Source organism: Pseudomonas versuta (assembly GCF_001294575.1).
Taxonomy (GTDB): domain Bacteria; phylum Pseudomonadota; class Gammaproteobacteria; order Pseudomonadales; family Pseudomonadaceae; genus Aquipseudomonas; species Aquipseudomonas versuta.
In genome coordinates, this window is the sequence record NZ_CP012676.1 from 2464393 (window position 1) to 2478138 (window position 13746).

Here is a 13746-nt window from a genome sequence, read left to right on the forward strand (position 1 = left end):
GATGTCTACCGTAACAGGCCAAAACTTTATCGGCGGCAGCCGTAGCGCTGCCGGCACAGTCACCCTTGAAAGCCTTGATGCCAGCACCGGCGTTGCCCTGCCTTTTCGCTTTCATCAGGCCACGCCCGAGGAAGTAGACCGCGCCGCCAACGCCGCCGATCAGGCCTTTGTCGAATTCCGCCAGCTGAGCCCTGAACGCCGCGCCGAATTTCTCGATGCCATTGCTGACGAAATCGACCAACTGGGCGATGACTTTGTGGCGTTGGTCTGCCGTGAAACCGCACTGCCCGCCGGACGTATCCAGGGCGAACGCGGCCGTACCAGCGGCCAGATGCGCCTGTTCGCCAAAGTCCTGCGTCGTGGTGACTTTCTGGGGGCCCGTATCGACCTGGCCATGCCGGACCGCAAACCGCTGCCACGGGTGGACTTGCGTCAGTACCGCATCGGCGTTGGCCCGGTTGCCGTGTTCGGCGCCAGCAACTTCCCGCTGGCCTTCTCCACTGCCGGTGGCGACACTGCCGCCGCTTTCGCAGCTGGCTGCCCGGTGGTCTTCAAGGCCCACAGTGGCCACATGGCAACGGCTGACCAGGTGGGTTGCGCGATCATTCGCGCCGCAGAAAAAACCGGCATGCCCAAGGGCGTGTTCAACATGATCTTCGGCGCTGGCGTCGGTGAACCGCTGATCAAACACCCGGCCATTCAGGCCGTGGGTTTTACCGGCTCACTGCATGGCGGCAACGCGCTGAGCAAAATGGCTGCCGAACGTGAGCAACCTATCCCGGTGTTTGCCGAGATGTCGAGCATCAACCCGGTGATCCTGCTGCCTCAAGCGCTGGCCGCACGCGGTGACAAAGTGGCAGGCGAGCTGGCCGCATCGGTGACCATGGGCGGAGGCCAGTTCTGCACCAACCCCGGCCTGGTGATCGGTCTGCGCTGCCCCGAGCTTTCGGCTTTTATCGAACACCTCACGCAACAGATGACCGAGCAAGCGCCGCACACCCTGCTCAATGCGGGCGGGTTGCGTAACTACACCAAGGGCGTCGAACACCTGCTGGGTCATAAAGGCATCACTCACCTGGCCGGCCACACCCAGTCCGGCGCTCAGGCCCAGCCGCAATTGTTCAAGGCCGATGTCAGCCTGCTACTGAACAAGGATCCTTTGCTGCAAGAAGAAGTGTTCGGCCCGGCAACGATCATCATCGAAGTGGAAAATGACGCCCAGCTCAAGGACGCCCTGCTGGCCCTGCGCGGACAATTGACCGCCACCCTGATTGGCGAACCGGGCGACCTTGAGCACTACCAGTGGCTGGTGCCGATTCTTGAGCAAAAAGTGGGTCGTATTCTGGTCAATGGCTACCCGACCGGCGTCGAAGTGTGCGATGCCATGGTTCACGGCGGGCCTTACCCGGCCACTTCGGATGCACGCGGCACCTCGGTTGGCTCGCTGGCCATCGACCGGTTCTTGCGCCCGGTGTGCTACCAGAACTATCCCGATGCATTGCTGCCGGCAGCGTTGCAAAATCGCAACCCGCTGGGCCTGCAACGCCTGGTTAATGGCGAGTGGAGCTCCAAGGCGATTGCTTAAGCTTTGATGGCTGGACAACGGCGCCTGCAACGGGCGCCGTTTTTGTTTCTGCGCCCGCAGAAATTGGATCCGATATCAAATTTCAGGCAAAAAAAAGCCCAAGTAGCTGATGGAAACTTGGGGCTTAAAAATGCATAAACCGTGGTAGGTGAACGCAGGGCGATCTTACCCCAGTGTTACAACCAGTAACAAGATATTTTGCAGACTTTTTTTCAATCCAGTACTGACCTAAGTCATTAAATAGTCAAAAGTTTTCGAAACATGACTGATTCTGGATGGCCATCATTCAGAGTTTTTTCGTTTTATTTCAAGGATCTAACTTGCCAATACCGGGTTTATGAGCTTGTTGGCAATATGCCACTACCCTCCCCGTGTAAAAAACTGTCGGCTGATCCATCACCATCGCTGGCAAGCCAGCTCCCACAAGAGATGCATGCAATCCTGGAAACCGCATTCATCCTGTAGGAGCGAGCTCGCTCCTACAGGATGGGGAGAAGCCTATTGATCAACCCGGGAAATTGGCTCGCAACGCAGTGAGGCCAACCTGGTAGACGCCGTTGAACAGTTCCTGCGCCTCGACTTCACTGACACCGACCGGCGTAAAAAGCCCCGACCAGCGCACTCGCGAGCCATCCCCCAGCGCCTCAACGCTCAAGGTCGCCAGATAGTCCTTCACCGGGAACGGTGACTGAGCGAGGGAGTAGCTATAGGTTTTAGCCGCGTTATCGAAGGCTTCCAGGCGCTCGACGATCACCGTGCCATCGTCTGTGCGCAGGGTGCGCAAGCGCCCGCCTTCGCTGAGTTCGCTTCGGGTAACCATCGGCAACCAGTCAGGCAGACTGTTGAAGCCGCCGATCAATTGCCAGACCTGGTCGGACGAAGCCGGGATATCGATTACCGCTGATGCCGTTGCCATGTGATGTGTCTCTCCGGATAACTGAAACAAATGTGAGCCCGACCATACCACCGTCACCGCGCAGGACCACGGTGGCAGTGGCAGCATTGAACCGGATAGTGACCGATCCGCGGTCCAAACCCGAATAAGACTTTAGCCGCCTGCACTCGCGACGATAAAGCAACCCGGGCGAAGTCGATGGGCCCGTCCCACCCGGATTATTCGAATACCGGACGCAAGAAGGTGCGCTCGTAACTGACGATGCAGCGATTGTCTTCGGCCAGTTTGAAAGCCGCGATGCACTCGGCGTCGGTTTTCGAGCGATCGCGGTAGTCCTCATAAGCGGCCAGGGACGGGAACGAAAACATGGCCAGGGCAATATTGTTGGCGCCTTCCGAGGGCAGGAAATAGCCGTGGTGGATGCCACCGAATTTCTCTACCAGCGGTATCCACAACCGCCCGTACGCTTCAAATTCGGCCAGTTTGTAAGGGTCAATCACGTAGCGCAGGTGGCAGGTAATCATGTCATCAGTCCATGGCGTAAAAGGAGGCCGAGACTAATCCGCAGCCTCCTGAAGGGTCAATACGCCATCACTGCCCCCCACGAGCTTGCCTCGCGAGCTTCTCAATATGGCTGCGCTCACTCGCCAGTCAATCCGGATCCAGTAAAAAGCTCGCTCCTACAGTGGGCGGGGTTGGGTCGGCAGGGTTTATCATTAGATCGCTGGCTGAGCAGGTATGAGTTTAGATAAGCTCTGCCTCCCCCATCAGCAACCAGCGGTAAGCGCATGTTTGAAGTCACTGAGGTCCCCATCGCCCAACTGCGCGCCGCGCTCGAGTCCGGCCAGACCACTTCGGTTGAGTTGGTGCAGGCCTATCTCGCCCGGATCGAGGCCTATGACGGTCCCGACACCGCCACGGCGCTCAACGCGGTGGTGGTGCGCAACCCTGAAGCGCTGAGCGAAGCACAGGCAGCCGATGCACGTCGGGCCAAGGGCCAGGCGCTGGGACCTCTGGACGGTATCCCCTATACCGCCAAGGACAGCTATCTGGTGAAAGGCCTGACCGCAGCGTCGGGCAGCCCCGCATTCAAGGATCTGGTGGCCCATCGCGATGCGTTTACCATCGAACGCCTGCGCGGCGCCGGGGCCATTTGCCTGGGCAAGACCAATATGCCGCCCATGGCCAACGGTGGCATGCAGCGCGGGGTCTATGGCCGTGCCGAGAGCCCGTATAACGCCGATTACCTCACCGCGCCCTTTGCCTCGGGTTCATCGAACGGTGCAGGCACGGCAACGGCAGCCAGTTTTTCGGCATTCGGCCTGGCGGAAGAAACCTGGTCCAGCGGACGTGGCCCGGCCTCGAACAATGGTTTGTGCGCCTATACCCCTTCGCGCGGGGTGATTTCGGTGCGTGGCAACTGGCCGCTGACCCCGACCATGGACGTGGTGGTGCCGTTCGCCAGAACCATGGCCGACCTGCTTGAAGTACTCGATGTGGTCGTGGCCGAAGATCCGGACACCCGTGGCGATCTGTGGCGCCTGCAACCCTGGGTGCCGATCCCCGCGGTGGCCGCAGTGCGCCCTGCCTCTTATGCAGAGCTCAACGCCGGCGCTGAAGCACTCGCAGGCAAGCGCTTTGGCGTGCCGCGCATGTACATCAATGCCGACCCCGAAGCGGGTACGGCCCAAGCACCGGGTATCGGCGGCCCGACCGGCCAGCGGATCATTACCCGGGCCTCGGTGATCGAGCTCTGGCAAGCAGCGCGCAAGGCCATTGAGGCCCGGGGCGGCGAAGTGATCGAAGTCGACTTCCCGCTGGTGTCCAATTGCGAGGGAGATCGCCCTGGTGCGCCCACCGTGTTCACTCGCGGGCTGGTCTCCAAAGAGTTTTTGCATGATGAATTGTGGGAGCTGTCGGCCTGGGCGTTTGATGACTTCCTGCGGGCCAATGGTGATCCGAAACTCAACCGTCTGGCTGACGTTGACGGCGCTCTGATCTTCCCCCACGACCCGGGAACGCTGCCCAACCGCGAAGATGAACTGGCGGCGGGCATGGATGAATATGTGCGCATGGCCGAGCGCGGCATTACTCCGTGGGACCGGATCAGTACCTTGCCTGACGGCCTGCGCGGTCTGGAGCAGACCCGCCGGATTGATCTTGAGGACTGGATGGATCGCCTGGGTCTGGATGCGGTGTTGTTCCCCACGGTTGCCGATGTAGGGCCGGCGGATGCCGATGTGAATCCCGATTCGGCGGATATTGCGTGGAGTAATGGGGTTTGGGTTGCCAATGGCAACCTGGCGATCCGGCATCTGGGTGTGCCTACGGTGACGGTGCCGATGGGTGTGATGGCGGATATTGGCATGCCGGTAGGGCTGACCTTTGCCGGTCGGGCTTATGATGATTCGGCGCTGTTGCGGTTTGCGGCGGCGTTTGAAGCCACCGGTAGCAAGCGCCTGATCCCGCCGCGGACCCCGCCACTGGCATAAGCTTTTGGCTTTGGCTTTGGCTTTGGCTTTTAAAGACGATGTTCCTGCGGCCACTCGATATTCGGGGCGACACGAAGGCTCATCAAATGGATATGTACTCGGCGCAAGTAACTGACAGACCGCGTACATATCCATTACAGGCGTTTAACTCGACTATCGGTTTCGCTCTTACAGCGAGTCCCTTTTGTCAAACAGCCACAAAAGGAACCAAAAAGGCCTTGCCGGGAGGACCACTGCGCAGAACCTCCTCTCGGCCTCCCGAAAGGGCTTGAAGATCAAGAGCAGATCAAGATCAAAAACAAAATCCGACCTGTAGTCGCTGCCGAAGGCTGCGATCTGGCGCGCAGCGCCAGCCATCCTTAGCGGGTTTGCGCAACAATCTCCGATGCCGCAAGCATCGCCTTGAGCAACACCGCACAGCCTGCCGCCAGGTCCGCGGGATCGGCATTCTCGATTTCGTTGTGGCTGATCCCACCCTCGCAGGGCACAAAAATCATCCCCGCCGGCCCCAGTTCGGCCAGGAAGATCGCGTCATGCCCTGCCCCGCTGACGATGTCCATGTTGGATAAGCCCAGTTCATTGGCCGCATTGCGCACTGCATCGACACAGTCGGGGTTGAAGTACAACGGCGGGAAGTCCGCAGTCGGGGTCAGTTCAAAGCTCAGGCCGTGTTGCTGGCAGGTGGCTTCGATCACCCCGCGTACCTGTTCGATCATGGCGTCCAGCCGCTCTGGCAGCAGGTGACGGAAATCCAGGGTCATGCGTACTTCACCCGGGATCACGTTGCGCGAGCCCGGATAGGCTTGCAGGCAGCCCACTGTGCCGCACGCATGGGGTTGATGGCTCAAGGCGGCCTGGTTGACCGCGGCCACCACGGCCGCCGCGCCAACCAGTGCATCCTTGCGCAGGTGCATCGGGGTCGGCCCCGCGTGGGCTTCTACGCCGCGCAGGTTGAGGTCAAACCATTTCTGCCCCAGCGCGCCAAGCACCACGCCTATGGTTTTGCGTTCGTCTTCAAGGATCGGCCCTTGCTCGATATGGGCTTCAAAGTAGGCGCCCACCGGGTGGCCGCTGACTTTGCGGCTGCCGGCATAACCAATGGCATTCAGGGCCTCGGCAACCGTCACGCCCTGGGCGTCGGTCTTGGCCAGGGTTTCTTCAAGGGTGAATTTTTCTGCAAAGACTCCGGAGCCCATCATGCACGGCGCGAACCGCGAGCCTTCTTCGTTGGTCCACACCACCACTTCCAACGGCGCCCGGGTCTGGATGTTGAGGTCGTTGAGTGTGCGCAGTACTTCGACGCCGGCCAGCACCCCGTAGCAACCGTCAAATTTGCCGCCGGTGGGCTGGGTATCGATATGGCTGCCGGTCATCACCGGCGGCAAGTCGGGATTGAGCCCCGGACGGCGGGCGAAAATATTGCCCACCGCGTCGACGCTGACCGTGCAGCCCGCTTCTTCACACCAGCGTACAAAGATGTCCCGGGCCTGACGGTCGAGGTCGGTCAGGGCCAGGCGACACACGCCGCCTTTGACTGTGGCACCCAGTTGCGCCAATTCCATCAGCGAGGCCCAAAGGCGTTCTCCATTGACGGACTGCGGGCGTTGCTGCTGAAGGTCTTGTACAGCGTTCATGGTCTTTTCCTCAGGCAGTTTATTGTAAGAGTTGATGGGGTGGCGATTTCAGATCGCACCTTTGACGACCGCTGTTTGCGGGTTGCTCAAGCGGCTCAGGCCGTAGTAAATCGCAGCGCCAAGCAAGGATCCGGTAAACCAGCCGTAGTCGTAGAACCAGCTGAAGGCGCTGCTGCCCAGTGACAACAGGGTCAGTACCACCGGCACCCCGAATGCAATGAAACCGTTCCAGTTCCAGGCCGGGTACACGCCATCGAGGTACAGCCCCTCAAGGTCGAGTTTTTGCTGACGGATAATGAAATAGTCGACCACCATGATCCCGGCAATTGGCCCCAGCAGGCTGGAATAGCCCAGTAGCCAGTTGGAGTACACGGTTTCCAGGCTCACGTCCGAGACCAGCAGGCCCAGTTTTTTCAGCAGTTCATGGGCCATCAAGGCCAGCCCCACCAGGCCGGTCAATATCACGGCCGTGGTGCGGTTGATCAGTTTTGGGGCGATGTTCTGGAAGTCGTTGGTGGGCGACACAATGTTGGCCGCCGTGTTGGTGGACAGTGTGGCGATGATGATCAGGGCCATGGCCAGGGCCACCCAGCCGGGGCTCTGGATGTGGCCAATGAGGCTCACCGGATCAGACACCGTAACCCCCACCAGTTTTTCCGATGCAGCCGTCATCACCACACCCAGCGCGGCGAACAGGAACATGGTCAGGGGCAAGCCGAACAGCTGTCCCAGGATCTGGTCTTTCTGGCTTTTGGCGTAACGGCTGAAGTCCGGAATGTTCAGCGACAGGGTCGCCCAGAAGCCGACCATCGCGGTCAGGCCTGCAAAGAAATAGCCATACACACTGGCACCCTCGGGGCGCTTGGCCGGCTGCGCCAGCAGTTCGGTCATAGACACGTTGGGTAACGCCCAAACCAGCAAACCGATGCCAACCAGTACCAGCAACGGTGCAGACAGGGTTTCAAGCCATTTGATCGACTCGGCACCGCGTAGTACCACCCACAAATTAAGGGCCCAAAACACCATGAAGCCGATCACTTCACCGGTGCCGCCGAGGCTTTTCCAGCCTTCAAATACCGACCCCAGAAACAGGTGAATGGCCAGGCCGCCGAACAAAGTTTGAATGCCGAACCAGCCACACGCCACCAGGGCGCGAATCAGGCACGGAACGTTGGAACCAATGATGCCGAAAGAGGAACGCAGCAATACCGGAAACGGAATGCCGTACTTGGTGCCCGCAAATGCATTGAGGGTCAGCGGGATCAGGACCACCAGGTTGGCCAGCAAAATCGCCAGCAGCGCCTCGCCCACACTGAGCCCGAAGTAAGCGGTCAACACACCGCCCAGGGTATAGGTCGGCACACAAATCGACATGCCGATCCACAGCGCCGTGATATGCCATTTGTTCCAGGTGCGCTCGTGAACTTTGGTGGGCGCCATGTCGTGGTTATATCGGGGACTGTCGAGAACGTCAGTCCCCGCCTCCAGTTCGAACAGCCCGTTACGTTCGGTGACTTGTGATCTGCTTGGCTGCATGCTCGTTCACTCTCTTGTTTTGGTGTTCTGGTAACAGGCGCTGCGCATTAACGCAGTGCGACTCACTTGCCTGGTCCGGTGAATCCGGTAGTGGCAGCGACAATCAAGAACTGTGCCGTGTTAGTTACTTCTCCCAGCACATCGGCTTTGGGTACTTGCAACTGGCTGGTTTAAAAGGTTTTAAACATCAAGACAAATGACACTCATTCCCGTTAAAGGCCGTCTTCTAACTCGTAGCCGTTTTTTCATATAACAAAACGAAACAACTCGGTGCACGCTTATTTATTTTCCGCTTTACGCTCCCGTTGGTTCAGGGCCTCAAGCGCCTGATTTAGCATAAGAAACTTCGCCTATATTTGAATCCTGTCAAGTGCGTCAAAATGGTGATGTCGCGCACTATTTTGGTGATTTAAATAAAAAATCTATATAAATCATTTAGTTATATAAATATAAGCGCTTTAAAAATAAAGTTTGATCATTTAGCAACAACACTCTAGATTTCATTCCTGACACCAGTGACAGGAACCGATCCTGTACAGCGGTCGTAATAACAACACTTAGAACCGGTTCTAGCCGGTCTGCCTGCGAGGAACTCGGTATGTCACTGTTAATCCGTGGCGCTACGCTTGTGACCCATGATGAAAGTTATTGTGCTGATGTTTATTGCGCTGACGGTCTAGTCCGCGCAATTGGAACTGATCTCGATGTTCCGGCCGGCTGCGAAGTGCTCGATGGCAGCGGTCAATATTTACTTCCCGGCGGTATCGATCCGCACACCCATATGCAATTACCGTTTATGGGGACTGTGTCCAGCGAAGACTTTTTCAGTGGTACTGCTGCCGGTCTGGCCGGTGGCACAACTTCAATTATCGACTTTGTGATTCCCAACCCTCAGCAGTCCTTGCTGGAGGCCTTTCATCAATGGCGCGGCTGGGCTGAAAAATCGGCTTCGGATTACGGCTTCCACGTGGCGATTACCTGGTGGAGCGAGCAGGTGCGCGAAGAAATGGCCGAGCTGGTCAGTCACCACGGGATCAACAGCTTCAAACATTTCATGGCTTACAAAAACGCGATCATGGCCACCGACGACACTCTGGTCGCCAGTTTCGAGCGCTGCCTGGAACTGGGTGCAGTGCCCACCGTGCATGCCGAAAACGGCGAGCTGGTGTATCACTTGCAACGCAAGCTCATGGCCCAGGGCATGACCGGACCCGAGGCCCATCCACTGTCGCGCCCCTCCCAGGTGGAGGGCGAAGCAGCCAGCCGGGCGATCCGTATCGCGCAGACCATCGGTACTCCGCTGTACATGGTGCATGTCTCGACCCGTGAAGCGCTGGACGAAATCACCTACGCCCGCAGCCAGGGCCAGCCGGTGTATGGCGAAGTACTGGCAGGCCACTTGCTGCTGGATGAAAGCGTGTACCAGAACCCCGACTGGCAGACCGCCGCCGGCTACGTGATGAGCCCGCCCTTCCGTCCACGCGGGCATCAGGAGGCGCTGTGGCATGGTTTGCAGTCGGGCAACCTGCACACTACGGCCACTGACCACTGCTGCTTTTGTGCCGAGCAAAAGGCCGCCGGGCGCGATGATTTCAGCTTGATCCCCAACGGTACGGCAGGCATTGAAGACCGCATGGCGGTGTTGTGGGATGAAGGGGTAAACACCGGGCGCCTTTCCATGCAGGAATTCGTTGCGCTGACGTCCACCAACACTGCGAAGATTTTCAATCTGTACCCGCGCAAAGGCACGATCCGGGTCGGCGCCGATGCCGATCTGGTGCTGTGGGACCCCCAGGGCACGCGCACGATTTCCGCCAAAACCCACCATCAAAAAGTCGACTTCAACATCTTCGAAGGCAAGACCGTGCGCGGTGTGCCCAGCCACACCATCAGCCAGGGCCGTGTGGTGTGGGCCGATGGCGACCTGCGGGCAGTGCGCGGCGCCGGGCGCTACATCGAGCGCGCGGCCTACCCCGCTGTGTTCGACCTGCTGAAGAAACGTGCCGAGCAGCACAAGCCCGTCGCTGTAAAGCGCTGAATATAAAAACCACTGCCCCATAGAGGCAGGCGATCCCCACAACCGTGAGGCAATCACTGTGATCAAGTCCCTGAACCATTTGCCGCATCCCCATGAAGATGCGGTGGCGCTGGCCAGTCATTTCACTGATCTGGCACCGCCCCTGAACGCCCGACAGGCTGTGCTGGAAAGCTCGCGCTGCCTGTATTGCTATGACGCACCCTGCGTCAATGCGTGCCCCAGCGATATCGACATCCCGTCGTTCATTCGCAATATCCAGCAGGAAAATGTCCAGGGCGCCGCGCACAAGATCCTCTCGGCCAACATCCTCGGCGGCAGTTGCGCCCGGGTGTGTCCGACCGAGGTGCTGTGCCAGCAGGCCTGTGTGCGTAATAACGATCAGGAATGCGCCCCGGTTTTAATCGGCCTGCTGCAGCGTTATGCGGTCGACAACGCGCAGTTCAACGAATACCCGTTCAATCGGGCAGCCCCCACCGGCAAGCGTATCGGCGTGGTCGGCGCGGGCCCGGCCGGGTTGGCGTGCGCCCATCGCCTGGCCCTGCTCGGGCATGAAGTGGTGATCTTTGAAGCCAACGACAAAGCCGGTGGCCTCAATGAGTACGGGATCGCCAAATACAAGCTGGTGGACGATTTTGCCCAGCGCGAGGTGGATTTCGTGCTGCAAATCGGCGGCATCGAGATGCGCCACGGTCAGCGACTGGGCAGCAACCTGAGCCTGAGTGAACTGCACCTGCAGTTTGATTCGGTATTTTTGGGGATAGGTCTGGCCGCCAGCCGGCAGTTGGGCCTGCCCGACGAAGACGCACCCGGCCTGCTGGCCGCCACCGACTACATCCGCGAACTGCGCCAGAGCGATGATCTGACGCAACTGCCTCTGGCCGATCGCTGCATCGTACTGGGTGCGGGCAACACGGCGATCGACATGGCGGTGCAAATGGCCCGCCTGGGTGCTCGAGAAGTGAACCTGGTGTACCGCCGCGGGCTGGAGGACATGGGGGCCACCGGCCACGAGCAAGACATTGCCAAGGCCAATCAGGTGCGACTGATGACCTGGGCCCAGCCGCAGGAGTTGCTGCTGGATGAACAAGGCCGCGTGCGCGGCATGCGCTTTGCCCGTACCCGTCTTGAAAGCGGACGCCCGGTGAACACCGGTGAAAGTTTCGAGCTGGCGGCCGATGCGGTGTTCAAGGCCATCGGCCAGACGTTTGATGAAAGCGCGCTGAACGATCCCCTGGCCCAAGCGTTGAAGCGTGCGGGTGACCGGATTGAAGTTGACGAGCAACTGCGCACCAGCGTCCCCGGGGTCTATGCCGGGGGCGATTGCACCTCTCTGGGCCAGGATCTGACCGTACAGGCCGTGCAACACGGCAAGCTGGCCGCAGAAGCCATCCATGCCCAACTTATGCTTAACCAGGAGGCCGCGTAAATGGCCGATCTCTCGATTGTTTTCGCCGGTATCAAAGCACCCAACCCGTTCTGGCTGGCTTCGGCGCCTCCCACCGACAAAGCCTACAACGTGGTGCGGGCCTATGAAGCAGGCTGGGGCGGCGTAGTCTGGAAAACCCTGGGTGAAGACCCGGCAGCGGTCAACGTATCGTCGCGCTATTCGGCGCACTTCGGGCCTAACCGCGAAGTCATGGGGATCAACAATATCGAGTTGATTACCGACCGCTCCCTGGAGATCAATCTGCGGGAAATTACCCAGGTCAAAAAAGACTGGCCGGATCGTGCGTTGATTGTGTCGTTGATGGTGCCGTGCGAAGAGGAATCCTGGAAGTTCATCCTGCCGCTGGTTGAAGCCACCGGCGCCGATGGCATCGAGCTGAATTTCGGTTGCCCCCACGGCATGCCTGAACGCGGGATGGGGGCGGCAGTGGGCCAGGTGCCCGAGTACGTGGAGATGGTGACCCGCTGGTGCAAGACCTATTGCTCGATGCCGGTGATCGTCAAGTTGACGCCCAACATCACCGACGTGCGACTCAGCGCCCGGGCCGCCCATCGCGGCGGTGCCGATGCGGTGTCGCTGATCAATACCATCAACTCGATTACCAGTGTCGACCTTGAGCGCATGGTGGCGCTGCCAATGGTTGGCAGTCAGAGCACCCATGGCGGCTATTGCGGCTCGGCTGTCAAGCCTATCGCCCTGAATATGGTGGCCGAAATTGCCCGCGACCCACAAACCCGGGGCTTGCCGATCTGCGGGATTGGCGGCATAGGCAGCTGGCGTGATGCCGCAGAATTCATCGCGCTGGGGTGCGGTGCGGTGCAGGTGTGCACGGCGGCGATGCTCCACGGGTTCCGGATTGTCGACGAGATGAAAGATGGTTTGTCGCGCTGGATGGACAGCCAGGGCTACACGAGTCTGGAGGACTTCTCCGGGCGGGCGGTGGGCAACACCACCGACTGGAAATACCTGGATATCAACTATCAAGTGATCGCCAAAATCGACCAGGACGCCTGTATCGGTTGCGGGCGCTGCCACATTGCCTGTGAAGACACTTCGCACCAGGCCATTTCCAGCGTCAAGCTGGCCGATGGCACGCGGCGTTACGAAGTCATCGAGGACGAGTGTGTGGGCTGCAATCTGTGCCAGATCACCTGCCCGGTGGAGTCGTGTATCGAGATGGTGCCGCACGACAATGGCCTGCCGTTCCTGGACTGGAACCATGATCCGCGCAACCCGTATCACGTGGCGTCTTAAAGGACAGGTCTGGCCGGATAAACCGCGTCGTCTGCATCGCGAGGCTCGCTCCTGCAGGTCTGGTCCAGGTTCACAGAACCTGTGGGAGCCGGCTCGCCGGCGATGATAGCGCGGTGATCTGTCTCAGGGTTCCAGCCCGATACCGCGCAGAATCACGCTGGTGACCGTCTGCACTGCCCGCTCGAACTGGATGTCGGACAGTGGCTGGTGGTCGTTGAGAATGTTCACCTGATGGTCGAAGTCGGCGTAATGCTGGGTTGAGGCCCAGATCATGTACAGCACGCTGGCAGGCTCCACCGGCAGAATCCGTTTGTCCGCGACCCATTGGCGGATTTTGGCTTCTTTCATCTTGGCCCAGTCATAGAGGCTTGCATCCAGCGCCCGCCCCAGTGAAGGAGCACCATGGATGATTTCATTGGCCCAGACTTTCGAGCCATAGGGCCGGGTACGGGAGTGATTCATTTTGGCCCGGATGTAACTGCTGAGGACCAGACGGGGGTCGTCGTAGGTCTCGAAACACAGCGCATCCTGCTTCCACACGTCGAGCAAGCCCAGTAACACGGCGCTGTAAAGTTCGGTTTTGGTGCTGAAGTAGTAGTGCAGGTTGGAACGTGGGAGCTGAACTTCAGCGGCGATGTCCGCCATTGCAGCCCCGGCGAAGCCTTTTTCTGCAAAAACTTTCTCGGCGCCGAGAAGGATTTTCTCTACATTCGCGCGACGGATTTCAATTTTATGATTGCTCATTGCTTATTGCCCTTGTCGTCGTGCTTCGTCGATGAGCACCTGACAATTGCGGCACCCCGTGTGCGCATAAAAAAAGCTCGCCAGTGGCGTCGAGTAGTGCCTGTTACGGCTACGCTTACGC

The 13746-nt window shown here is 59.3% G+C and carries 10 protein-coding genes; 5 read left to right on the top strand and 5 right to left on the bottom strand.

The genetic code is table 11. The annotated features are described in order from the left end of the window. Position 1 precedes the first annotated feature (1 nt). Positions 2-1585 (top strand): aldehyde dehydrogenase (NADP(+)), encoded by a 1584-nt coding sequence (locus tag AOC04_RS10785; protein ID WP_060693212.1) that lies wholly within the window; start codon positions 2-4, stop codon positions 1583-1585. Between the two features lie 505 nt (positions 1586-2090). Here AOC04_RS10785 and AOC04_RS10790 read toward each other — a convergent pair. Further along, complete coding sequence (locus tag AOC04_RS10790; protein WP_060693214.1) at positions 2091-2501, bottom strand: SRPBCC family protein; 411 nt, start codon at positions 2499-2501, stop codon at positions 2091-2093. A 197-nt stretch (positions 2502-2698) separates the two neighbouring features. After that, on the bottom strand, positions 2699-3004 hold the full coding sequence (locus tag AOC04_RS10795; RefSeq protein WP_060693216.1) for an NIPSNAP family protein: 306 nt from the start codon (positions 3002-3004) through the stop codon (positions 2699-2701). Positions 3005-3268: 264 nt separating this feature from the next. Here AOC04_RS10795 and AOC04_RS10800 point away from each other — a divergent pair, with 264 nt between their 5' ends. After that, positions 3269-4972, top strand: coding sequence for an amidase (locus AOC04_RS10800; protein ID WP_060693218.1), 1704 nt, complete (start codon positions 3269-3271; stop codon positions 4970-4972). A 359-nt stretch (positions 4973-5331) separates the two neighbouring features. On the opposite strand, the gene AOC04_RS10810 is transcribed toward AOC04_RS10800, so the two are convergent. Next, positions 5332-6606: a Zn-dependent hydrolase gene (locus tag AOC04_RS10810; protein ID WP_060693223.1), complete on the bottom strand. Its 1275-nt coding sequence runs from the start codon at positions 6604-6606 to the stop codon at positions 5332-5334. Between the two features lie 48 nt (positions 6607-6654). After that, positions 6655-8142: an NCS1 family nucleobase:cation symporter-1 gene (locus tag AOC04_RS10815; protein WP_060693225.1), complete on the bottom strand. Its 1488-nt coding sequence runs from the start codon at positions 8140-8142 to the stop codon at positions 6655-6657. Positions 8143-8740: 598 nt separating this feature from the next. Between AOC04_RS10815 and hydA the strand changes: the two genes are divergently transcribed. From hydA to preA, 3 genes are read left to right on the top strand one after another with little or no spacing between them, the layout of a single operon-like run. Beyond that, complete coding sequence (gene hydA / locus AOC04_RS10820; protein ID WP_060693227.1) at positions 8741-10180, top strand: dihydropyrimidinase; 1440 nt, start codon at positions 8741-8743, stop codon at positions 10178-10180. Positions 10181-10238: 58 nt separating this feature from the next. Beyond that, positions 10239-11606 carry an NAD(P)-dependent oxidoreductase gene (locus AOC04_RS10825; protein WP_060693229.1) on the top strand — a complete coding sequence of 456 codons (1368 nt, stop codon included), beginning with the start codon at positions 10239-10241 and terminating at the stop codon, positions 11604-11606. Beyond that, positions 11607-12881 carry an NAD-dependent dihydropyrimidine dehydrogenase subunit PreA gene (gene preA / locus AOC04_RS10830; protein ID WP_060693231.1) on the top strand — a complete coding sequence of 425 codons (1275 nt, stop codon included), beginning with the start codon at positions 11607-11609 and terminating at the stop codon, positions 12879-12881. It begins immediately after the preceding gene. Positions 12882-13004: 123 nt separating this feature from the next. On the opposite strand, the gene AOC04_RS10835 is transcribed toward preA, so the two are convergent. After that, positions 13005-13625, bottom strand: coding sequence for a TetR family transcriptional regulator C-terminal domain-containing protein (locus tag AOC04_RS10835; protein WP_060693233.1), 621 nt, complete (start codon positions 13623-13625; stop codon positions 13005-13007). Positions 13626-13746: the final 121 nt, after the last annotated feature.

Bases quoted from the DNA above. Each gene is read 5' to 3' on its own strand.
- AOC04_RS10785 (WP_060693212.1), top strand. From the start codon at position 2: ATGTCTACCGTAACAGGCCAAAACTTTATCGGCGGCAGCCGTAGCGCT.
- AOC04_RS10790 (WP_060693214.1), bottom strand. From the start codon at position 2,501: ATGGCAACGGCATCAGCGGTAATCGATATCCCGGCTTCGTCCGACCAG.
- AOC04_RS10795 (WP_060693216.1), bottom strand. From the start codon at position 3,004: ATGATTACCTGCCACCTGCGCTACGTGATTGACCCTTACAAACTGGCC.
- AOC04_RS10800 (WP_060693218.1), top strand. From the start codon at position 3,269: ATGTTTGAAGTCACTGAGGTCCCCATCGCCCAACTGCGCGCCGCGCTC.
- AOC04_RS10810 (WP_060693223.1), bottom strand. From the start codon at position 6,606: ATGAACGCTGTACAAGACCTTCAGCAGCAACGCCCGCAGTCCGTCAAT.
- AOC04_RS10815 (WP_060693225.1), bottom strand. From the start codon at position 8,142: ATGCAGCCAAGCAGATCACAAGTCACCGAACGTAACGGGCTGTTCGAA.
- hydA (WP_060693227.1), top strand. From the start codon at position 8,741: ATGTCACTGTTAATCCGTGGCGCTACGCTTGTGACCCATGATGAAAGT.
- preA (WP_060693231.1), top strand. From the start codon at position 11,607: ATGGCCGATCTCTCGATTGTTTTCGCCGGTATCAAAGCACCCAACCCG.
- AOC04_RS10835 (WP_060693233.1), bottom strand. From the start codon at position 13,625: ATGAGCAATCATAAAATTGAAATCCGTCGCGCGAATGTAGAGAAAATC.